Here is a 22,493-nt window from a genome sequence, read left to right as displayed (position 1 = left end):
AACAGGAGGATTTAATGGAATATATAGGAATAGGTATAGTAATTCTTGTTGTAATAGCATTTTTTAAAACAGTCCGGATTGTTCCGCAGAAAACAGCCTATGTCATTGAGAGGCTGGGGCAGTACAGCCGGACTTTGGATGCCGGTTTTTATATTCTGATCCCTTTTCTGGACAAGGTTTCATACAAACGCTCTTTAAAGGAGGAGGCCATTGATGTGGCTCAGCAGAACTGCATTACAAAGGATAATGTTTCAATCGGGGTGGACGGTATTTTATATATCCAGGTGGTGGATGCGAAAAGATCCGCTTATGGGATTGAAGATTATAAATATGCTACTTCCCAGATTGCGCAAACCACCATGCGGAGTATCTTCGGAACCTTTGACCTGGACGAAACCTTTAAGGCCCGGGACACTATCAACTTAAAGGTGGTTCAAGCTGTGGATGAGGCCAGCGATCCCTGGGGGGTAAAGGTGACCAGGTATGAGGTCAAAGATATAGAACCTCCCCAAAGTATTATCGAGTCAATGGAAAAACAGATGAAGGCAGAGCGGGACAAGAGGGCCGTGATTGCAGAATCGGAAGGTGAAAAACAGTCCGAAATAAACCGGGCAGAGGGTAAGAGACAGGCTATGATTGCAGAATCGGAAGGTGAAAAACAGAAGCGCATCAACGAGGCAGAAGGGAAAGCCGCGGAAATTGAGAAGGTGGCCGAAGCTACCGCCCGTGGTATAGCTAAAATCGCAATGGGGATTGGCAAGGAAAACGGCAAGGATGCGGTTAATCTTAGAATCGCTGAACAGTATATCAAGGAATTCGGCAATCTGGCCAAGCAGAATAATACAATGATAATTCCAACAACACTTTCGGATATTTCCGGGTTTGTCGCTTCCGCAGTTAAGGTGATAGACACCGTAAAAGAGAAAAAGGAAAAGATTGGCGCTTTAAGTTAATGGGAAAAGAAGCTCTTATTCTTCCACGTAGACTTGCCGAAGGCGATTTAATCGGAGTTGCTGCTCCGGCGAGCCCTTTTGATGCTGATGAATTTGCGAGCGGCGCGGCGGTTTTGGAGGCGATGGGGTTATGTGTTTATATTCCCGGGGGTATCTACCGGCGCAGTGGTTACCTGGCAGGTTCCGATTCCGAGCGGGCGGAGCTGCTGAACGGACTTTTCAAAAACAGGCAGGTTAAGGCGATAATTTGCGCCAGGGGCGGATTCGGTTCCAGCAGGCTTTTACAATATTTGGATTATGAAGCGATCAAGAAAAATCCGAAGATCTTTGTGGGGTTCAGTGATATAACCGCCATATTGTCAGCCCTGTATACAAGATGCGGGCTTGTTACCTATCACGGTCCGCTGGTAACAAGTTTCGGAGATGCCGACAGAGTTACCAGGGAGTCTTTGCGAGCTGTTTTGATGTCTGACAAGAAAATTTTGGTAAAACCGAAAAATGGTGTTGTAATCAAAAAAGGAGTTGCTGCAGGGCCTGTTTCAGGCGGTAATCTTTCGATCCTTTGTCATATGCTGGGCACTTCTGTTCAACCGGAGTATAATGGCCATATTCTTTTTGTTGAAGAGAGGGGTGAAGCCCCCTATAGAATCGACAGGATGCTGACCCATCTGAAACAGGCCGGTTGTTTTGAGAGCCTTGCAGGCCTTATTATCGGTTCATTTGAAGGTTGCGGCGACAATAATGAGGTGTTGAAAATTTTTTCTGATATAACCAGGTCTTTTGATTTTCCTGTTATTTCAGGATTTGAAGCAGGGCACGGCAAAACAAATATTACTATTCCTATGGGACTTGCCGCCAGGCTCGATACGTATAAAAAAACGCTCGCTTTTAGCAAAGCTGCAACAAGTTTTGCAGAATGATGGATCAAGCTGATACTCTTATGGCAAGAGGCGTTGCGGAGGGAGTCTTCCCCGGCGGTGTTTTACTGGTTTCAAAAGATAGGAAACAGTTATTTTGCAAGGCATATGGTTGCGCGGATATTTTTTCCAAAACTCCCATGACCGAAGAGACAATCTTTGATTTGGCATCTCTTACCAAACCACTGGCTACCACTCTTGCCGTGATGAAGCTGATTGAACGGAAAAAATTATTTTTGGGTCAAAGCGTAGCCTCGATACTCCCCGGATTCGGAGATAATGATAAAAAAGAGATAACGATTAGCAATTTGCTCTATCATAATTCCGGTCTTCCTGATTACAGGGAATATTACAAGGATTTACGCAGACTTCCTGAAAACAGGAGGGCCGCGGCTTTAAGGGCTTATCTTGTAAAAGAACCATTATTGTATCCGGCCGGGAAAAAGACTTTGTATAGTGATCTCGGGTTTATGATACTGGGATTGATTGTTGAAAATGTATCAGGACGACGTCTTGACAGGTTCACGACTGAAGAGATTTACGCGCCCTTGAAACTTGGTAACGGCTCTGCTGAGAGCCTGTTTTTTGTTGATCTTAAGATGTTGGGGCTTGATAATGATATTTTTGCAGCCACTGAAGTATGCCCCTGGCGTAAAATTCTTTTAAAAGGTGCAGTTCATGATGATAATGCCTATGCATTAGGAGGTATTGCCGGACATGCCGGGCTTTTTGGCAGCGCGGGAGCTGTTTTTAAGCTGTTATCATTCATCATGGATATTGTTCATGGACATCTGGTTGTGCCGAATCTTTTTGATAGAAATTTAATGAGTGAATTTTTAAAGAGAGATGATCATGCGGGCCGGGCGCTTGGTTTTGATACGCCTTCCTCTCCAGCTTCCAGCAGCGGACTGTTTTTTTCGAAAAAGAGTGTCGGTCACCTCGGTTTTACAGGCACCTCCTTTTGGATGGATCCGGAACGTTCAGTGATAATTATTCTTTTAACCAACCGTGTGCATCCATTGCGCCAAAATAACAAGATCAAGGCGTTTCGGCCGGAATTGCATGATGCTGTTATGAAAAAAATTTTATAGAAGATTTTTTACTTGTAATAGCAATCCATTTCTGGTAGCGGTTTTTCTATTTTATAGAATTTAATATAAAAGATTTTGGGTGCGTTATCGGTCGTTGGAGTATTGTATACTTTCCGAGGTATAATAAGCCTTCCTCCCTCTGCTCTTGTGCTAAATTTTAAAATCTGATAACCTATATATACAATTGTAACCATGCAACTTCTGCACATCTGGTTGTGCGAAAAAGAGGGGAAATGAATTTTTTTGTAGATAGTGTTCTGGGCTTTTTTTCGAGCGATCTTGCTATAGATCTTGGAACTGCAAATACACTTCTTTATGTCAAGGGCAAAGGTATTGTGTTGAGTGAGCCTTCGGTAGTTGCTGTACGGACAGATGAAAGAACCAGAAATCGTGTTCTTGCTGTGGGCAATGAGGCCAAAAACATGCTAGGCCGGACCCCCGGAAATATAATAGCCATACGCCCCATGAGGGATGGTGTGATTGCGGACTTTGAAGTTACCGAGGCGATGTTGCGTCATTTTATTCACAAAGTTCATAACAGAAGATCGTTTGTGCGGCCTAGAATTATTATTGCGGTTCCTTCGGGGATTACCCAGGTTGAAAAGCGGGCGGTCAAGGAATCAGCGGAATCTGCCGGTGCCAGGGAAGTCTTTTTGATTGAAGAGCCTATGGCCGCAGCTATCGGGGCCGGCCTGCCGATTACCGAACCAATATGCAATATGATTGTTGATATTGGGGGCGGTACCACCGAAGTGGCAGTGATTTCACTGGCAGGCATTGTTTTCAGCAGGTCCATAAGGGTTGCGGGCGATAAAATGGATGCTTCCATAATTCAGCATATCAAGAGAAAATACAATTTGCTGATCGGTGAAAGGACGGCCGAAATAATCAAAACTACAATAGGAAATGCATATCCGGATACACAGAACCTGGAGACGATAGAGGTTAAGGGGAGGGATCTTGCTTCCGGAATTCCCAAAATTTTAACGATAGATTCGGAAGAAATCAGGGTGGCTATTTCCGAGCAGATAGATGCTATTGTCGATACTGTTAAGATAGCACTTGAACAGACACCTCCCGAACTTGCCGCTGATATTGTCGATACGGGAATTGTGCTGACCGGAGGGGGAGCATTGCTCAAGAATTTGGATAAGCTTCTAAGGGAGGAGACCAGTCTGCCCATAACAGTTACAGATGACCCCTTATCTACGGTGGCCCTTGGTTCAGGCAAGGCAATCGACAGTATGGAAATCCTCAGGCAGGTTGTCATTTACTAAATATATGTTCTCAAAAAAAACGGTTGTGATTATTGGCTTGATTATTATGATTGTCGCCAACATCGTAGCTCTTTCCATTACCAGCCGTTATCCTTTTCATGAATATGGCCGCCTTTCTATTTTTATCATGGCCCCTTTCCAGGATGCCATTTCAAACTCTCTGAAGTTTCTCGAAAGCATTTGGAATAATTACTTTAATCTTATCTCAGTGGCTAACGAGAATAGGATGCTGAAAAAAGAATTAAGCAATGCCATAGAAAGAAATAATTTTTGTTATGAAGCGGAACTTTCAAATATACGTCTCCGCCACCTTCTTAATTTTAAAAAAACTTTAACCGATGAGGTCATTGCAGCCGAAGTAATCGGAAAAGACCCATCAGCATGGTTCCAAACCATTATTATCGACAAAGGTAATGCTGATGGAATCTTAAGGGGTCTGCCGGTGGTAGTCCCGGATGGTATTGCAGGACAGGTTACAGATGTAGCGGAACATTATTCTAAAGTTCTTCTGATTACAGACGGAAATAGTGCTGTGGATACGCTCGTGCAAAGAACAAGGGCTCGCGGGCTGCTTCAAGGTGGTCGATCGGGTCTCTGTATCCTCAAATATGCATTGCGCAAGGAAGATGTAGTCCCTCGGGATACTGTAGTGACGTCGGGGCTTGACGGTGTTTTTCCAAAAGGGCTTCGTATTGGATATGTTTCTAAAGTTATAAAACGAAATTCAGGTCTTTTTCAGGAGGTCGATGTTACACCCTATGTTGACTTTGAAAAGCTTGAAGAGGTTATGGTCATATTAAATAAGACCAATCTTACCGGGATAGAAACGGATGTTAAAGACTGATGCTATTTTGTTTTTATGCGGTGGCTATAATATGTCTTGTTATTGCCCAGACTGTTATTATGTCGTCCATCCCTTTTTTTGATTCATTCTATGATATATTAATCCCCTTTATAATTTACCTCGGTCTTTTCCGCTCACTTCGGGAAAGCCTGCCGGTGGTTCTGTTGTGCGGATTTTTCATTGACGGCCTTTCAGGCGGTAGTTTCGGCCTTTACTCGACGACATATATCTGGTTATATATCTGTTGCAAGTGTGTTATACGATTTTTTCACGCTGAAAACAGATTTATATTGTTTTTTGCTGTTGTATTGGGTGTTATATTGCAGAATGTAATGTTTTTTGGAATTTTTTTTATCCTGGAACCAGGTGGACGCCAAGACATTTATATCATTCATTTCTTTCAAAGCCAGGTTATATGCGCTTTCATTACAGGTCCTTTTCTTCTTGCCGGTTTTAAACAAGTCTTTATAATTTTGGATAAGCGACTATACTCTGAACGGTCATAGTTTGCGTTATAGGCTTTAAGATAAAGATTTTGGGTGCGTTATCGGTTGTCGGAGTATTATAATACGCCTTTCTTCCTCTGGCCTTCCCAAAATCATTATCTTAAAGCCTATATTTCGAGGGAACTTTGGGTAGTTATTTAAAAACTGCTGATAGTGAGTGGTATCATCAGAGATTATCCTTAGCATTTTTTTGTATAATGGCTGCTTTTGCGATTCTCTTTGTCCGCCTTTTTTATCTTCAGATTATAGCCGGGGATGAATTCCGACGTCTTTCTGAAAATAATTGTATCCGCTTACAGACTATAGACCCCCAGCGGGGACTGATTTTTGACCGGAATGGGACCCTTTTGGTGAATAACAGACCGTCTTTTGATTTGGGCATAATATTAAAAGATGCAAAGCCGGTTGAAAATACAATAAACAGGCTCTCAAGTTATACATCTATTCCTTTTAAAGAGCTTAAAGAAAAGATCGCACGGACAAAATGCGCCTCTTATAAACCGATTATTTTACAAAAGGATATAGGGCGTGATTTGCTGGCTCGCATAGAAGCGCATAAATTTGATCTCCCCGGTGTGGTTGTGGATGTAAAACCGAGGCGGCATTATATTTATCGGTATAGCGGAACACATATTATAGGATATTTGGGAGAAATTAATTCTGATGAGTTGAAGGCCGGTCAATATACCGGATGCAAGAGTGGTGATTTTATAGGCAGATTCGGTGTTGAAAAGACTCAGGGCGATTTTTTAAGGGGTAAGCGCGGCGGCCGCCAGGTGGAAGTTAATGCTGCAGGTCAGGTGATAAGGGTTTTAAAAACCGTCGATTCAAAGCCCGGTCATAATATATATCTTACCATTGACCATGTCCTGCAGAAAAAGACGGAAGATCTTTTAAACAACAGGGCAGGCGCCGTTCTTGCTATGATCCCTTCTTCAGGAGAGATCCTGGTCATGGCCAGCAGCCCATCATTTGACCAGAATTTTTTTGTCAGCGGAATGTCCCACAAGGAATGGGATTCTCTGATTACAAATCCGTTCAGGCCGATGGAGAACAAGGCCATACAGGGCGAATACCCCCCGGCTTCGACTTATAAGATAATTACGGCCATGGCCGGCCTTGAGGAGGGTGTTATAGATGAGAATACCACCTTTTTTTGTCCTGGTCATTACCGGTACGGTAATCGTGTTTACAGGTGCTGGAAAAGAGCGGGACATGGTTCCGTAGATGTGGTAAAGGCTCTTGCCGAGTCTTGTGACGTGTTTTTTTATCAGGTAGGCCAGAAGCTCGGGATAGACAGGTTGGCCTGGTATGCAAAAGCATGCGGGCTCGGATCCTACACGGGTATTAATCTTGACCACGAAGCGGATGGGCTTGTCCCGACGGCAAACTGGAAAAAACAGCGTACCGGTGTTTCATGGCAGGGTGGAGAGACCCTTTCAGTGGCTATAGGACAGGGGTACAATCTTGTTACACCTTTACAAATGCTGATTTTAATTTCGGCTGTAGCTAATGGTGGAACACTATACAAGCCGCTGATTATAAAAGCAATAGAAACTGCTGAAGGGGAGATCGTAAGGAAAAGTGCGCCTCTTGTCGCCGGAAAGCTGCCTGTTTCAGCCAAAGTAATGGAGTTGGTAAAAAAGGGTTTGTGGAAAGTTGTTAACGATAGAAAAGGAACGGCCTGGGGGTCCAGATTGGACGGCATAGAAATTTGTGGAAAAACAGGGACCGCCCAGGTAGTCAGTCGTAAAAAAGATGATTCCTTAAGTGAAGAGGAGCGGTCTTTTTTTCTGAAGCCCCATGCCTGGTTTGTGGCGTATGCACCCTCGGTTGATCCGGAAATAGCTGTTGCCGTAATCGTTGAACATGGTGAACATGGGTCGAGCATTGCTGCTCCAATTGCCAGTGAGGTCATCAGGACGTATTTCGAGGGGATGACGGAGGAGACTATCAATAATGTTCGATAGACGCCTTGTGCAATATTTTGACTGGGGATTGCTCTGTTTGACTGTGATTATAGGTTTTATTGGGCTGATTACGCTTTACAGCGCTGTAACAGCGGGGATATCTGCTCCGCAAAAGGTTTTGTGTGTCAAGCAGTTGATATGGTATGGTATAGGTTTGACAGCCATGATTATCTCTTTCCTGTTCCATTATAAGGCCCTGGAACGTTGGGCTGGAGTAATTTATGTGTTTTGCATAATTCTTTTGATTTCAGTGCTCTTTTTTGGCAGATATGTCGGAGGATCAAGACGCTGGCTGACAATATTATCGGTTTCTCTTCAACCCTCCGAGCTCGTTAAAATAGCAACAATCATTCTCCTTGCAAGGTATTATTCTAGTCTGGCCAAAACAACCGGGTTGAAGATGAAAGATCTCTTCATACCTTTTATACTGGTTGCAGTACCTTTTATTTTAATAGTTAAACAGCCTGATCTTGGAACGGCGATGCTTATTCTTTTAATTGCCGGTTCTATGACTTTTTTTGTTAAGATTGAAAGACGGACACTTATCTATATTACTACTTTTTGTGGAATAACGGTCCCGTCTATATGTTTTTTTTTGAAAGAATATCAGAAGCAGAGAATTTTAACATTTCTGGATCCGGATCGAGATCCCCTGGGAACGGGCTATCATATTATTCAATCGAAAATTGCTATTGGTTCGGGAATGCTCTACGGCAAGGGGTTTTTAAAGGGAACTCAGAATGCATTTTCTTTTCTTCCGGAAGAGCATACGGATTTTATTTTTTCAGTGCTGGCCGAGGAATGGGGTTTTGTAGGTTCTGCTGTTCTTCTTTTTATTCTTTTCATGCTTATTGTCTGCGGGTTGAATATTGCGTATGGTTGCAGAGATTCGTTCGGAACGATTTTATCCGTGGGAATCACAACAATGCTGACTTGGGAAATATTTATTAATATCGGGATGGTTGCCGGAATAGTACCTGTTGTAGGGGTGCCTTTACCGTTTATCAGCTATGGCGGCTCATCAGTTTTAACTGTAATGATCAGCATCGGTATTTTAATGAATGTAAGTATGCGGCGGTTTATGCATTCATAGTACTGTTAACGGGGAGAATATGAAAAAAACCAACAAGAGTGGCAGAGTATCTACTTATATTGGAGTAAACGCAAGCATAGAAGGCACAATCAATTTCAGTGATACCATAAGACTTGACGGTAATGTAAAAGGAAAGATTATAAGTGCCGGCGGGACGGTTATCATAGGTGAAAAGGCAATTATAAATGCCGATATAGAGGTAGATGTAGCAATAATCAAAGGAGAAATTAACGGCTCCTTAGAGGCTCGCGACAGAATTGAGATCAGCCCCCCGGCCCGGATAACCGGAGATATTCATGCCCCTGTTATTTTAATAGAAACCGGGGTAGTATTTAATGGACACTGCTCCATGAACGAAAGTAAATTATTATCAGAGAATCCGGCCAGCTTCATTGATCCACAGGATGACATGGAAGGATAAATTGCACTGCAAAAAATGTTTGACATTTGAAAGATTTTAATGTTACATATTTTAAAATTTTACAAGTACTATTCATTAAAATTTAATATGGAGGTCATTAATGGTTAGCCTTGATGTATCGCTTATTATTCAGATTGTTAATTTTATTTTACTTATATGGTTGCTTAATATCCTGTTGTACAAGCCTATTAGACGTATTGTGCTTGAAAGGAAGAACAAATTTACAGGGATAGAGCGTGCAATTAACACTTTGAACGGGAGCGCGAGAGATGCAGAGGATGCTTATGCTGTAGGGGTAAGAGATGCAAGAGCTAAGGGCCTTAAGGAGAAGGACGCTTTTCTCTCGGTTGCTGCTGAAGAGGAAAAAGAGATTATAGATAAGATAAATAAAACGGCTCAAGAAAATCTTGCGGAAGTTCGTAAAAGAATTGCCAAGGATGCTGAAAGTGTACGAGTATCGCTGCAAAAGGAACTTACAACTTTTACAGATGCTATTGGGAAAAAAATTTTGGGGAGGGCTGTTTAATGGGTTCAAGTATTATAAAATGCCCTGGCGTAATATGCAAAAAGCTTTTTTTAAATAAAAAGAGCGTAATAATTTTTTTCGTTTCTTTATTTGTTATCTGGATGGGCGGCCTTGCGACAGCCTCCTCAGGCGGTGAGCATGGGTCCAAAGGCTGGGTTGCAACAGATACATATAGAGTGATGAATTTTGCTGTTTTGGCGATTGCGCTTTTTTTGCTTTTGCGCAAACCTGTTTCTGATGGACTCAGCTCCAGGATAAAAGGGATAAAAGATGAACTGAATGAATTGGAAGCCGGGAAAAAAGCCGCTGAAATGGAGCTGTCGCGCTATCAGGATAAGCTGGATAAATTAGATCAGGAGACAGAGAAGCTTATTGCAGAGTATGTCAAGCAGGGGAATGATGCCAAAGAAAGAATTTTGAAGGAGGCTGAATCTGCGGCGGTAAAACTTGAAGAACAGGCGCGCAGGAATATTGAGAATGAATTTAAAAAGGCCAGGATTAAGCTCAAAGAAGAAATACTTGAGAAGGCCCTTGTAAAAGCGGAAGAGATGATAAAAAGCAAAATTACGGCTGAAGATCAGGATAGACTTGTAGATGAATATTTGGAAAAGGTGGTGGCATAATGAAAAATATGGCTGTGGCACGGCGTTATGCCAAAGCGCTTCTACTCATTGGGAAGGATGACGGTCAGGCTGAAGCTTATAGGAAAGAATTAGATGATTTTTCGGATTTAATGGAGCGTGAAAAAGAGCTTGAACAGGCTATTTGTAATCCTTTGTATGATGTGGAAGGTCGCAGGAAGGTATTGCAGGCTGTTATCGAAAAGTTGAAACTTTCCATGGTGATACGTTCGTTTCTTATTTTCTTGTTTGATAAGGGCCGGATAGGTTTCCTCGGCAGTATCAATGATTTCTACAAGAAGCTGGCCGATGAACTAAAAGGTATAGCAAGGGCCAGTCTTGTGTCGGCAACTGTGCTTTCTGAAGATGCTATAAACAAAATAAGATCCACATTGTCAAAAATGACAGGTAAGGAAGTTTTTCTGGAGGTTGAACAGGATACAAGCCTGATTGGTGGAGTAGTTACCAGGCTTGGTGACCTTGTTTTAGACGGAAGTATAAAAACACAATTACTCAATATGAGAGAATCCTTAAAAAGGGGTGAGAGTGTCTAAATGGAATTAAAAGCTGAAGAAATAAGTCAGATTATTAAAGAGCAGATTACAGATTATGATAAAAAAGTAGAGCTAAGTGAAACAGGAGTTGTCTTATCTGTCGGTGACGGTATTGCGAGAATATATGGGCTTGAAAAGGCCATGGCGCTTGAGCTGGTAGAATTTCCCGGCGGCATACTCGGACTTGTTCTTAATCTGGAAGAGGATAATGTCGGTGTAGCCATTATGGGTGAGGACATCCATATTAGAGAGGGTGATATTGTAAAACGAACCGGTAAAATTGCAGAGGTACCGGTTGGCGAGGCTGTGCTTGGTCGCGTTGTGTCGGCGGTTGGGGAACCTCTTGACGGCAAAGGGCCTATCGACTCCAGTGAATACAGCCGGGTCGAGATGGTTGCCCCCGGTGTTATTGCCAGAAAAGGTGTGCATGAACCTATGTATACCGGCCTTAAGGCTGTGGATGCCATGACACCTGTTGGAAGGGGACAGCGGGAATTGATAATAGGTGACCGGCAGATCGGCAAAACAGCCGTCTGTGTAGATTCCATTATCAATCAGAAAGGTAAGGACGTTTACTGCGTCTATGTGGCTTGCGGGCAGAAAAAATCTACTGTTGCTCAAGTGGTTTCTGTTCTTGAAAAGCATGGAGCCATGGAATATACGACTGTTGTTGCGGCTTGCGCCAGTGATCCGGCGACATTGCAATATGTTGCACCCTATGCAGGGTGTGCCATGGCTGAATATTTTCGCGATAAGGGACTGCATTCCTTGATCGTTTACGATGACCTTTCAAAACAGGCGGCCGCATATCGCCAGGTTTCTCTTCTCTTAAGACGTCCCCCTGGACGGGAGGCATACCCAGGTGATATTTTTTATAACCATTCCAGACTGCTTGAGAGATCAGCTAAATTAAACGATGAACTTGGCGCAGGTTCCCTTACGGCGCTTCCGATTATCGAAACCCAGGCCGGCGACGTATCCGCATATATCCCGACAAATGTTATTTCCATTACAGACGGGCAGATATATCTTGAACCTAATCTCTTTTTTGCTGGTGTGCGTCCCGCAATCAATGTCGGGCTGTCGGTTTCACGAGTCGGAGGAGCTGCGCAATGCAAGGCCATGAAGCAGGTTGCAGGAACATTGAGGCTGGATATGGCTCAGTTTCGCGAGCTGGAGGCATTTGCCGCATTCGGCAGCGATCTTGACGCTGCCACCCAGAAGCAGCTTACACGCGGTGCAAGACTTGTCGCCATACTAAAGCAGCCCCAGTATAAGCCTTTGTCTATGGAGCAGCAGGTGACAATTCTTTATGCCGGTACCAGGGGTTATCTTGACGATTACCCGGTGGATGTGCTTGAAAAATATGAAGCAGGCCTTTATACATTTATAGAAGACAGATTCCCGCAGCTTTTTTCCGGTCTTGATGAAAAACAAGAGATTACCGATGATATCGAAAAGGTTATGCAGGAAGCATTAAACGCCTATGCCGAAGAATTCAAGGATACAATAAAATAATTAGGCTGTATTTATTTTTTTTGAAATATAGATTTAATTTAGGGAAAATACTTTACCTATAAATTTTCAGATAATTAATTTTACAAGGCCAAAGGGAGGGAGGCGTATTATATACTCCGACCACCGATGACGCATTAAAATTGTTATATGGAAATTTATATAAATATAAGGACTGGTTTGTATGGCAACATTAAAAGAAGTACAAACAAAGATAGGCGCTGTAAAAAAGACTAAGCAGATTACTAAAGCCATGAATATGGTTGCCACTTCACGGTTACGCGGAGCTCAGGCGGCCACAGACGGGTTTAGGCCTTATGCCGGCAAATTTGCCGAAGTACTGGGAAGCCTTTCAGAAAAGGCCGGGGATGAGACGAGTCCCTTACTTGAAGTTCGTGAAAAGGTTGAAAAGATACATGTTGTGCTTTGCACATCAGACAGGGGTTTGTGCGGCGGTTTTAATGCTCATCTGATTGCCCGGGCGGAAAAATTTTTAAAAGAAAAAAAGGGTGATGAAATAACTTTTTCTTTTACAAATTTTGGGAAAAAAGGTCTTCATTGGACCCGTAAAAACGGGCTTGAAATTGTTGATGAACATTTGGGTATTGTGGGTACAAAGTTCGGTTTTAATATCGCTTCAATCTCGGGAGCAAAACTAGTTGAAGGCTTTTTAAACGGTGCTTATGATGAAGTTTATCTTATCTATTCTGAATTTGTAAATATGGCAAAACAGATTCCAGTATTAAAACAGGTGCTTCCTATACCTCCTCTTGAAACAGCAGAGGAGGCGCATGACTCGGAGCCGGGCACGCCATTTCTTGCAGAACATATATGCGAACCGCCAACAGAACAACTCCTTGGCGTTCTGCTTCCGAAAAATATTTATGTTCAGCTTTACAGTGCGTTGCTGGAAACATCTACAAGTGAGCATGCTGCAAGGATGACAGCAATGGATAATGCCACAAGCGCTTGTAATGATATGATAGATAATCTTACACTGGCATACAACAAAGCCCGGCAGTCTGCCATTACCGCTGATTTAATGGATATAGTCGGCGGTGCCGAGGCTCTCAAAGGGTAACATAATATACTGCATATGGTTTATTGGAGGTCTATAAATGGGAGAAAATATAGGTAAAATTATTCAGGTCATGGGGCCTGTCGTTGATGTGGAATTCGAGCAGGGTAAGTTGCCGACAATACTGACAGCCCTTTTGATTTCTAATCCTTCTATCAGTGATGAGCCTGATAATTTAGTTGTTGAAGTAGCGCAGCATCTTGGTGATAATGTTGTACGCACCATTGCCATGGATGTTACTGACGGTTTGACAAGGGGCATGCCTGTAAAAGACAGCGGCAGCCCGATTATGATGCCGGTCGGTGCAGCCGGACTGGGGCGGGTTTTAAATGTTGTCGGCAAACCTGTCGACGGCCTTGGAGAAATCAGCCAGGAAAAAATGCTTCCGATTCACAGGGAAGCCCCAAAATTTACCGAGCAGGATACTTCTGTACGTGTGCTTGAAACCGGAATCAAGGTTATTGATTTGTTGGTACCCTTCCCCAGGGGTGGCAAAATGGGTCTTTTTGGTGGAGCGGGTGTTGGTAAAACGGTTATTATGATGGAGATGGTAAATAACATTGCCATGCAGCACGGCGGTATCTCTGTTTTTGCCGGTGTGGGCGAAAGAACCCGCGAGGGGAATGACCTTTATCATGAAATGAAAGATTCCGGTGTTCTTCCAAAAGCCGCACTGGTTTACGGGCAGATGACGGAACCACCCGGCGCAAGAGCGCGTGTTGCCCTTTCAGCGCTTACAGCGGCGGAGTATTATCGTGACGAAGAAGGTCAGGATGTTTTGATTTTTATTGACAATATATTTCGTTTTACCCAGGCTGGTTCGGAAGTTTCCGCATTGTTGGGCCGCATGCCCTCCGCTGTTGGATATCAGCCTACTCTTGCAGTCGACCTTGGCGAGCTTCAGGAACGTATCACATCGACCACCAAAGGCTCTATTACTGCCGTGCAGTGCGTTTACGTCCCGGCTGATGATTTAACAGATCCGGCGCCGGCGACAACCTTTGCCCATCTGGATGGAACTGTTGTTTTGTCGCGTCAGATAGCGGAACTTGGTATCTATCCTTCGGTTGATCCATTAGACTCAACATCAAGGATTCTTGATGCGTCTTATATAGGTGAAGAACATTATCAGGTGGCACGTTCCGTACAGAATATGCTTCAGAAGTACAAGGAACTGCAGGATATTATCGCTATCCTGGGAGTTGATGAACTTTCGGATGAGGATAAGCTTACGGTCGCCAGGGCAAGAAGAATTCAGCGTTTTCTCTCACAACCGTTCCATGTTGCTGAAGTTTTTACCGGAAAAGCCGGCAAATATGTAAAAATAGAAGATACTGTCAGGGGGTTTAAGGAGATCTGCGAAGGAAAGCATGATGACCTTCCGGAACAGGCTTTCTATATGGTCGGCGGGATTGATGATGTTGTTGGGGCGGCAAAAGAGGAGAGCGCTGCTTAATATAAAATAGTTCCCATTCGGAAATAGCTATAGCTTTCTACCTATATAATTTTAATGCCTTATCGGTGAAAGCCTTCTTCAGGTTTTTTCCTATAGCCTTTTGAAATTATTATCTGAAACCTATATTTATGTATGGGTACTAAATAGGGGAACATAATGGCGGAGAATATTAAACTGGAGGTAGTTACTCCTGAAAAGTCAGTTGTCAGTGAAGATGCTCAGATTGTTATGGCACCAGGCACCGAAGGGGAATTTGGTGTTCTTTCAGGCCATACCCCTTTTTTGACAAGTCTAAAACTGGGCACTATTCATTACAAAAATTCCGAAGGAAAGGAAGCTTTTGTTTTTGTTAGCGGCGGTTTTGCAGAAGCGCTTCCAGACCGGGTTACTGTTTTAGCGGAATCGGCCGAAAGAAGGCGAGATATTGATATTGACCGCGCCAAAGCGGCAAAGAAACGCGCTGAAGAGCGTTTGGCGGCTACGGGCAAAGATATTGTAATGGAAAGAGCAAGAACAGCATTGTCGAGATCATTGCATCGGATTAATTTGGCTGAAACCAGATCATAATATTAAGAAATTGTAACAAATCATATTTTTTGACTGGGAAGGGCGGATCAGAATGTTTTTGGTCCGTCCTTTTTTATTGGAGGAATGCAATGGGTAATAAAACCGCGGTTATTATACTTGCAGCAGGGTTGGGCAAACGGATGAAATCGGCAAAGGCCAAGGTCCTGCATGAGGTTTTGGGCAAACCTATGATTCTGTATGTTCTGGAAACCGCAATGGGGATTGCCGGAAACAATTTAATCGTAGTTGTCGGATATCAAGCTGAAATTGTTCGTCAAAAAGTATCTGAAGTTTTTGAGGTTGAATTTGCATATCAGGCCGAACAGCTTGGAACGGCTCATGCCGTCAGCTGTGCAATCCCGCATCTTCCTGAAAATATGGAAAATATACTTATTTTGTGTGGAGATGTTCCATTAATTTCTCATAATACATTAAAAAATCTTTTTGAATATCATATTGAAACAGAACGTGATATATCAGTTCTTGCTGTTAACGTTGATGATCCAACAGGTTATGGACGAATCATAATGGATGAGTCCGGGAATGTGTCGGGAATAACCGAAGAGGCGGATGCCACAGATGACGAAAAGAGTATTAAAACTATTAATTCAGGGATATACTGTGTCAGGAAGGAATACTTGCTTAAAACTATCAATAAAATTAAGGCAGATAATGTTCAAGAAGAATATTATCTAACAGATATAATTGCAATTGCTTATAATGAAAAGAAGAGTGTTGGTGCGGTTGTGGGTCAGTGCCAAAAGGAGATTATAGGTGTCAATAGTCTGCAGGATTTGAAAATGGCTGAAAATTTTATGCAATATCTGGCAAGTGAGGAATGTAAAACCGGGTAATTTTAAAATAAACTTCAGTTGTGTTGATATTAATTTACATGTCAACCCCTTAACATAGTACCCTATATATTAACTGTTTGAGTCAATATTCCTTGACTTTACTCGATTTGATAGACTATAAAAAAAGAGGTGTAAAAATTGGATAATGAACTAATACTGTTGCAATTTGAAGAGATTGAGCAGAAAGTGGAAGAATTGATAAACAGGTGTAAATCTTTTAAAACAACAAACACAGATTTAAATAACCGTATTGAGCATCTGGAAAAAGAATTGCAAGAAAAAGTAGATATTGAAAATAACTATATTGAAGAGAGGGATTTAGTTCGCTCAAAAATAGATGGTTTATTAAATAGGCTTGAGGAAAAAGAGGAAGGCCAATATTAGCAGCAAGGGTTTATTCGGAGAAAGGTGGATTGTTAGATAATTGGAACAGATTTTAACAATAGAACTTTTTGGCCAGTCTTATAAATTTAAAACAAAAATCGATAAACAGGACGCAAAACAGGTAGCAGATCTCCTTTTGGAACATGTTCATAGAACCGAAAAACAGCAATCTGTTAAATCGCCTCAAATTAATAAACTTGCGATTATGATTATTGTTGCTTTAAACATTGCGAATAAAAATGTTGAAATTCAAAAAGAAAATTTAGATTTGTTGAACAATATCTCTAAAGGATATAAAAAGTTGATTTCTGATTTAGATTCTGTCCTATAATAACTGATATTCGAATAGACAATTAAAGTGTAAACAAGTTTCTAACAATTTTTACTATAGATTTTCATATAATTACCCGATTTTAAAATTTGGCAAAAGGCCAGGGGTGGTAGGGGTTCAAAATCTTGAACCACTACCACGACGACCGATAATGCAGTAAAATTATTTATATGAAATTTTTATATTGATTAGCCCCTGCAGTGTACGTGATTGTATGATGTGCTTTGATCCAATACTTTTCATAAGGGAGCCGTCACTGGTTTTGGTGAGCATGTTCTGCTTGTACAGAAAAGCCTAAAGAGACTACAAGGCGCCCACTTTTTTGTGTTTCGGTTCAAAGAATGGTCAACACGGCATATGGCGGGGGTTTACTAATTATTCCTCAATTTTTTCTCTTCCTTGCCGCTATTCCAACAAAACACCTTATATACAAAATTAGGAACATTGAAATAAATAATTTTTCAGTCTTGATGATGACGTGAAAGTCCCATCTACTGCCGAGTAGTTATTACTCCTCTCTATTGCAATAGTCTATGACGATTTGTTGAACTTAGAGTGAACTTGATTTACAGCGTATCGGGGAGAACATTAATGCCAGTATATTATATAATAATTGGTCTGGTCACCTTTTGTGCCGGGGCAGCAATTGCATATTGCGTAAAGACTAAAAATATATCTAAAAAAATCGAAGCATCTGAGATTGAAGCGCATAGGTTGCTGAAGGATGCCAAGCAGCGGTCTGGGATGATTCTAAAAGAAGCCGAGTTTGAGGCTAAAGATAAGCTTTTCAGAAGTAAGAGTGAATTTGATGCTGAATCTAAAGAGGCCAGGGCAGAGTTAAGAAAAAGGGATAAGAGGTTAATAGAGAAAGAGGAAAGATTAGACCATAAGGCTGGGCAACTTGAGAGTAAGGATAGAGAGTTTGTTCGAAAAGAAAAGCTGTTAAAAAAACGCGAGATTAACATTAATAATGATGAACGAAAGTATAATGAACTTATTGATGAACAAAAGAAGCAGCTTGAAAAGATTTCGGCGTTGACTGCTGAACAGGCGAAGGAACTCTTAATCAGGGCCATGGAAAATGAAGCGAAATATGAAGGTGCAAGGCTTATAAAAAGAATAGAGAACGAGGCACAAAAAGAAGCCGATAAAAAAGCCAAAAAGATAATATCGACTGCCATACAAAGATATGCAGGGGATTACGTGGCGGAACGAACCGTCTCTGTAATACAGTTGCCCAGTGACGATATGAAAGGACGGATTATCGGTAGAGAGGGACGAAACATAAGAGCCCTTGAGGCCGCTACCGGGATAGACCTTATTATTGACGATACACCGGAGGCTGTAATTATGTCCGGTTTTAACCCGGTCAGACGTGAAATAGCCAGACTTTCTTTATTGCGTTTGATTTCTGACGGTCGAATTCATCCTGGACGTATAGAGGAAGTTGTAAAAACGATAGGCCGCGAAGTTGATTTAACTATAAAAGAGGCCGGAGAACAGGCAGTATTTGATCTAGGGGTACACGACGTACATAATGAACTAATTATATATATAGGAAGCTTAAAATATCGTACAAGCTATGCACAAAATGTTTTGCAGCATTCTGTAGAGGTCGCTTTTTTATCTGGTATCATGGCAGCTGAATTGGGGCTTGATCAAAAACTTGCAAGGCGAATGGGCTTACTGCATGATATAGGGAAAGCTGTTGACCATGAGGTTGAAGGATCTCACGCAATTATTGGTTCAAAAATTGCTAAAAAGTTTGGTGAATCCGATAGTGTTGTACATGCCATAGCCGCCCATCATGAAGATATAACTCCTAACAGTATTTATGCTTTGCTGGTACAGGCTGCAGATGGGCTTTCCGGGGCAAGACCCGGTGCCCGTAAAGAACTGCTGGAGAATTATATTAAAAGACTTGAGCAGCTTGAAAAAATAGCAAAATCTTTTAAGGGAGTTGCCAATACTTATGCTATTCAGGCAGGTCGTGAACTTAGAGTAGTGGTAGAAAGTGAGATTATTTCGGATGAGGAGGCTACACTTCTCAGCAGGGATATCGTTCGTAAGATTGAGGAGTCATTGACATTTCCCGGCCAGATCAAGGTCATAGTGATACGTGAAACTCGGGCTGTGGAATATGCAAATAAATAGCGCTAAAAATATTAAATAACTATTTGTCAAAGGTTTTACAATATAACATGGTTAATATTAAAGAAATACTTTCCGAAAGAGGATTTATAGAGCAGACTACCCACGAGGGGGAGCTGGATGAGTACCTCAATCAGAAAGAGGTAACGTGCTACATAGGTTTTGATCCCACTGCAGCCAGTCTGCATGTTGGGAGTCTTATTCCCATAATGGCGCTGGCGCATATGCAGAGAAACGGCTGCCGGCCAATAGCGCTTGTTGGAGGCGGAACCGGTCTTGTGGGCGATCCAAGCGGAAAGACTGAAACAAGAAAGTTACTTATCCCTGATAAAATAAATGATAATATTGTTAAAATAAAAGAACAACTATCAAAGTTTATAGATTTTAATGAAGGAAAGGCTTTATTATTAAATAATGCTGAATGGTTGAATAGCCTGGAATATATACCATTTTTAAGAGATATTGGCCTGCATTTCTCAGTAAATCGTATGCTAAAGGCCGAAAGCTACAGGATGCGCCTGGAATCTGAGGAAGGATTAAATTTTATTGAATTTAACTATATGTTGTTACAAGCATATGATTTTTTGATGTTATATGAACGATTTGGCTGTAAGCTCCAGATGGGCGGCAGTGATCAATGGGGTAATGTAATTGCGGGTATTGAGCTGGTACGAAAAATCCGCAAGGAGACTGTATTCGGGTTGACTTTTCCCCTTATAACAACCAGCAGCGGCGTTAAAATGGGCAAAACAGTTAAAGGAGCGATATGGCTTAATCCTTCAAAAACTACTCCTTATGACTATTATCAGTATTGGATAAACACCGATGATAGAGATGTTGCGAGATTTCTTGCCCTGTTTACTTTTCTTCCCATGAATGAAATCAAAGCAATTGAAAAATTAGAAGGCGCGGATTTGAATAGCTCAAAGTCAGTGCTTGCATTTGAAGCTACCTTGCTTGCTCATGGCAGAGAAGAGGCCGTTAAAGCATATAATGCATCGGCAAGTATGTTCGGCTCCAGAGCTCTTTCGGAAAATATTTTACGAAGCAGCACTATACCACGTCAAACTGAGGCTGAGGATGATACTTCTGTACCTTATTCTTTTATCGACCTGGAGCAAATAAAAAATGGCATTCCCGCATTTAAAATAATACATGACGTGGGCTTGGCAGACACCAAGAGTGCATCTCGCAGGCTTATAAAACAGGGTGGCGCTTATATTAATGGACAACGCATAACCAGCTTTGATTACTTAATATCTTATCATGATATTAAGGAGATGGAAATATTATTAAGAGCAGGGAAGAAACGGTTTCATATATTAAAAATAAAACCTGTAAAATAGTGTTGACAGAATTATGATATGGGGATATAAAAATTTTTTTTTGATCGCCGAGTAATTTTATAAAAAATTAAATTCTTTTAAAAAATACTTGACGGGCAAAGCAAAAAAATATATATTTATTTTTTTTTGATCGCCGAGTAATTTTATAAAAAATTAAATTCTTTTAAAAAATACTTGACGGGCAAAGCAAAAAAATATATATTTATTTTTTTTTGATCGCCGAGTAATTTTATAAAAAATTAAATTCTTTTAAAAAATACTTGACGGGCAAAGCAAAAAAATATAAACTATTCTAAAAATAAATTGTTATAATATTGTGAGTAATGTTGTAACTAAAAAGAATTTTATTTTTAAGAATATTTGATCTTTGAAAACTAAATAGTAACATTTTGTAAGTTGGGTTAACGTCAATTAACAAAGAGTCTGATTTATATTCAGACAAAAAAATAATTGGAGAGTTTGATCCTGGCTCAGAATGAACGCTGGCGGCGTGCTTAACACATGCAAGTCGTACGAGAACTCTTTAGCTTGCTAAAGATAGTAAAGTGGCGTACGGGTGAGTAACGCGTGGGTAATCTACCCCTGAATCTGGGATAACATTGCGAAAGCGATGCTAATACCGGATAATATCTGAATTAGAACTCTTTTTCAGATCAAAGGTGGCCTCTATAAATAAGCTACTGTTTTGGGATGAGCCCGCGTACCATTAGCTAGTTGGTAGGGTAATGGCCTACCAAGGCAACGATGGTTAGCTGGTCTGAGAGGATGATCAGCCACACTGGAACTGACACACGGTCCAGACTCCTACGGGAGGCAGCAGTGAGGAATTTTGCGCAATGGGGGAAACCCTGACGCAGCAACGCCGCGTGAGTGATGAAGGCTTTCGGGTCGTAAAGCTCTGTCGAGTGGGAAGAACAAAAAAGGTTATAATACACCTTTTTCTGACGGTACCACCAAAGGAAGCACCGGCTAACTCCGTGCCAGCAGCCGCGGTAACACGGGGGGTGCAAGCGTTATTCGGAATTATTGGGCGTAAAGGGCGCGCAGGCGGTTTCTTAAGTCAGATGTGAAAGCCCGGGGCTTAACCCCGGAAGGGCGTTTGAAACTAAGTAACTTGAGTATGGGAGAGGGAAGTGGAATTCCTGGTGTAGAGGTGAAATTCGTAGATATCAGGAGGAACACCAGTGGCGAAGGCGACTTCCTGGACCAATACTGACGCTGAGGCGCGAAGGCGTGGGGAGCGAACAGGATTAGATACCCTGGTAGTCCACGCAGTAAACGATGAACACTAGGTGTAGCGGGTATTGACTCCTGCTGTGCCGCAGTTAACGCATTAAGTGTTCCGCCTGGGGAGTACGGTCGCAAGGTTAAAACTCAAAGGAATTGACGGGGGCCCGCACAAGCGGTGGAGCATGTGGTTTAATTCGACGCAACGCGAAGAACCTTACCTGGATTTGACATCCCGGGAATTTTTCGAAAGAAAAAAGTGCCCTTCGGGGAACCCGGAGACAGGTGCTGCATGGCTGTCGTCAGCTCGTGTCGTGAGATGTTGGGTTAAGTCCCGCAACGAGCGCAACCCCTATCTTTAGTTACCATCATTAAGTTGGGGACTCTAAAGATACTGCCCCGGTTAACGGGGAGGAAGGTGGGGATGACGTCAAGTCCTCATGGCCTTTATATCCAGGGCTACACACGTGCTACAATGGGCTGTACAAAGGGTCGCGAACTCGCAAGAGTAAGCCAATCCCATAAAGCAGTCCCTAGTTCGGATTGGAGTCTGCAACTCGACTCCATGAAGCTGGAATCGCTAGTAATCGTGGATCAGCATGCCACGGTGAATACGTTCCCGGGCCTTGTACACACCGCCCGTCACACCATGAGAGTTGATTGTACCAGAAGTTGTTGGACCAACCCGCAAGGGGGGTAGGCACCTAAGGTATGGTTGATAATTAGGGTGAAGTCGTAACAAGGTAGCCGTTGGGGAACCAGCGGCTGGATCACCTCCTTTCTAAGGATGAATATCCAGCAGGAAGAATAAA

At 42.2% G+C, this 22,493-nt stretch carries 20 protein-coding genes, 1 rRNA gene and 1 other RNA gene; all 22 read left to right on the top strand.

What is annotated here, in order from left to right:
• Nucleotides 1-14 precede the first annotated feature (14 nt).
• Nucleotides 15-953 (top strand): SPFH domain-containing protein, encoded by a 939-nt coding sequence (locus tag BuS5_RS14385; protein ID WP_035264453.1) that lies wholly within the window; start codon nucleotides 15-17, stop codon nucleotides 951-953.
• On the top strand, nucleotides 953-1,873 hold the full coding sequence (locus BuS5_RS14380) for a S66 peptidase family protein (protein ID WP_035264455.1): 921 nt from the start codon (nucleotides 953-955) through the stop codon (nucleotides 1,871-1,873). Before BuS5_RS14385 ends, BuS5_RS14380 begins: the two co-directional genes overlap by 1 nt.
• On the top strand, nucleotides 1,870-2,961 hold the full coding sequence (locus BuS5_RS14375) for a serine hydrolase domain-containing protein (protein WP_051374596.1): 1,092 nt from the start codon (nucleotides 1,870-1,872) through the stop codon (nucleotides 2,959-2,961). Before BuS5_RS14380 ends, BuS5_RS14375 begins: the two co-directional genes overlap by 4 nt.
• Before the next feature lie 233 nt (nucleotides 2,962-3,194).
• The gene (locus BuS5_RS14370) at nucleotides 3,195-4,238 is read left to right on the top strand and encodes a rod shape-determining protein (RefSeq protein ID WP_027353107.1); all 1,044 of its coding nucleotides are present in this window, start codon (nucleotides 3,195-3,197) and stop codon (nucleotides 4,236-4,238) included.
• A 4-nt stretch (nucleotides 4,239-4,242) separates the two neighbouring features.
• On the top strand, nucleotides 4,243-5,082 hold the full coding sequence (gene mreC / locus BuS5_RS14365; protein WP_035264457.1) for a rod shape-determining protein MreC: 840 nt from the start codon (nucleotides 4,243-4,245) through the stop codon (nucleotides 5,080-5,082).
• Between the two features lie 631 nt (nucleotides 5,083-5,713).
• Nucleotides 5,714-7,558, top strand: coding sequence for a penicillin-binding protein 2 (mrdA, locus tag BuS5_RS14360; RefSeq protein ID WP_035264459.1), 1,845 nt, complete (start codon nucleotides 5,714-5,716; stop codon nucleotides 7,556-7,558).
• Nucleotides 7,548-8,651: a rod shape-determining protein RodA gene (gene rodA / locus BuS5_RS14355; RefSeq protein WP_035264462.1), complete on the top strand. Its 1,104-nt coding sequence runs from the start codon at nucleotides 7,548-7,550 to the stop codon at nucleotides 8,649-8,651. Before mrdA ends, rodA begins: the two co-directional genes overlap by 11 nt.
• A gap of 19 nt (nucleotides 8,652-8,670) precedes the next feature.
• Nucleotides 8,671-9,072, top strand: a complete 402-nt coding sequence (locus tag BuS5_RS14350; protein ID WP_051374597.1) for a bactofilin family protein — start codon at nucleotides 8,671-8,673, stop codon at nucleotides 9,070-9,072.
• 100 nt (nucleotides 9,073-9,172) lie between these two features.
• Nucleotides 9,173-9,598, top strand: coding sequence for an ATPase (locus BuS5_RS14345; protein WP_027353110.1), 426 nt, complete (start codon nucleotides 9,173-9,175; stop codon nucleotides 9,596-9,598).
• Nucleotides 9,598-10,221, top strand: a complete 624-nt coding sequence (locus BuS5_RS14340; RefSeq protein ID WP_051374598.1) for a F0F1 ATP synthase subunit B family protein — start codon at nucleotides 9,598-9,600, stop codon at nucleotides 10,219-10,221. The genes BuS5_RS14345 and BuS5_RS14340 overlap by 1 nt, the downstream gene beginning before the upstream one ends.
• The gene (atpH, locus tag BuS5_RS14335; RefSeq protein ID WP_027353112.1) at nucleotides 10,221-10,772 is read left to right on the top strand and encodes an ATP synthase F1 subunit delta; all 552 of its coding nucleotides are present in this window, start codon (nucleotides 10,221-10,223) and stop codon (nucleotides 10,770-10,772) included. Before BuS5_RS14340 ends, atpH begins: the two co-directional genes overlap by 1 nt.
• Entirely contained in the window at nucleotides 10,773-12,290 is a 1,518-nt protein-coding gene (gene atpA, locus BuS5_RS14330) for a F0F1 ATP synthase subunit alpha (protein WP_027353113.1), read from the top strand.
• A 181-nt stretch (nucleotides 12,291-12,471) separates the two neighbouring features.
• Complete coding sequence (gene atpG, locus BuS5_RS14325) at nucleotides 12,472-13,368, top strand: ATP synthase F1 subunit gamma (RefSeq protein ID WP_027353114.1); 897 nt, start codon at nucleotides 12,472-12,474, stop codon at nucleotides 13,366-13,368.
• Nucleotides 13,369-13,405: 37 nt separating this feature from the next.
• On the top strand, nucleotides 13,406-14,821 hold the full coding sequence (gene atpD, locus BuS5_RS14320; protein WP_027353115.1) for a F0F1 ATP synthase subunit beta: 1,416 nt from the start codon (nucleotides 13,406-13,408) through the stop codon (nucleotides 14,819-14,821).
• Nucleotides 14,822-14,977: 156 nt separating this feature from the next.
• Nucleotides 14,978-15,388, top strand: coding sequence for a F0F1 ATP synthase subunit epsilon (locus tag BuS5_RS14315; protein WP_027353116.1), 411 nt, complete (start codon nucleotides 14,978-14,980; stop codon nucleotides 15,386-15,388).
• 89 nt (nucleotides 15,389-15,477) lie between these two features.
• Nucleotides 15,478-16,242, top strand: coding sequence for a sugar phosphate nucleotidyltransferase (locus tag BuS5_RS14310; RefSeq protein ID WP_035264466.1), 765 nt, complete (start codon nucleotides 15,478-15,480; stop codon nucleotides 16,240-16,242).
• Nucleotides 16,243-16,380: 138 nt separating this feature from the next.
• A complete protein-coding gene (locus BuS5_RS14305) occupies nucleotides 16,381-16,626 on the top strand; it encodes a hypothetical protein (RefSeq protein WP_027353117.1) in 246 nt (81 codons plus the stop codon).
• Between the two features lie 40 nt (nucleotides 16,627-16,666).
• Complete coding sequence (gene zapA / locus BuS5_RS14300) at nucleotides 16,667-16,957, top strand: cell division protein ZapA (protein ID WP_027353118.1); 291 nt, start codon at nucleotides 16,667-16,669, stop codon at nucleotides 16,955-16,957.
• Nucleotides 16,958-17,146: 189 nt separating this feature from the next.
• Nucleotides 17,147-17,328, top strand: a non-coding RNA gene (gene ssrS / locus BuS5_RS14295) — 6S RNA.
• A 220-nt stretch (nucleotides 17,329-17,548) separates the two neighbouring features.
• A complete protein-coding gene (gene rny / locus BuS5_RS14290; RefSeq protein WP_027353119.1) occupies nucleotides 17,549-19,111 on the top strand; it encodes a ribonuclease Y in 1,563 nt (520 codons plus the stop codon).
• A 47-nt stretch (nucleotides 19,112-19,158) separates the two neighbouring features.
• Nucleotides 19,159-20,454: a tyrosine--tRNA ligase gene (gene tyrS / locus BuS5_RS14285; protein WP_027353120.1), complete on the top strand. Its 1,296-nt coding sequence runs from the start codon at nucleotides 19,159-19,161 to the stop codon at nucleotides 20,452-20,454.
• Nucleotides 20,455-20,901: 447 nt separating this feature from the next.
• A 16S ribosomal RNA gene (locus BuS5_RS14280) occupies nucleotides 20,902-22,462 on the top strand.
• Nucleotides 22,463-22,493 lie beyond the last annotated feature (31 nt).

This window comes from Desulfosarcina sp. BuS5, assembly GCF_028752835.1.
Lineage (GTDB): Bacteria > Desulfobacterota > Desulfobacteria > Desulfobacterales > BuS5 > BuS5.
The sequence above is the reverse complement of the archived record's forward strand: the minus strand, read 5'-3'. Positions and strand labels throughout refer to the sequence as shown.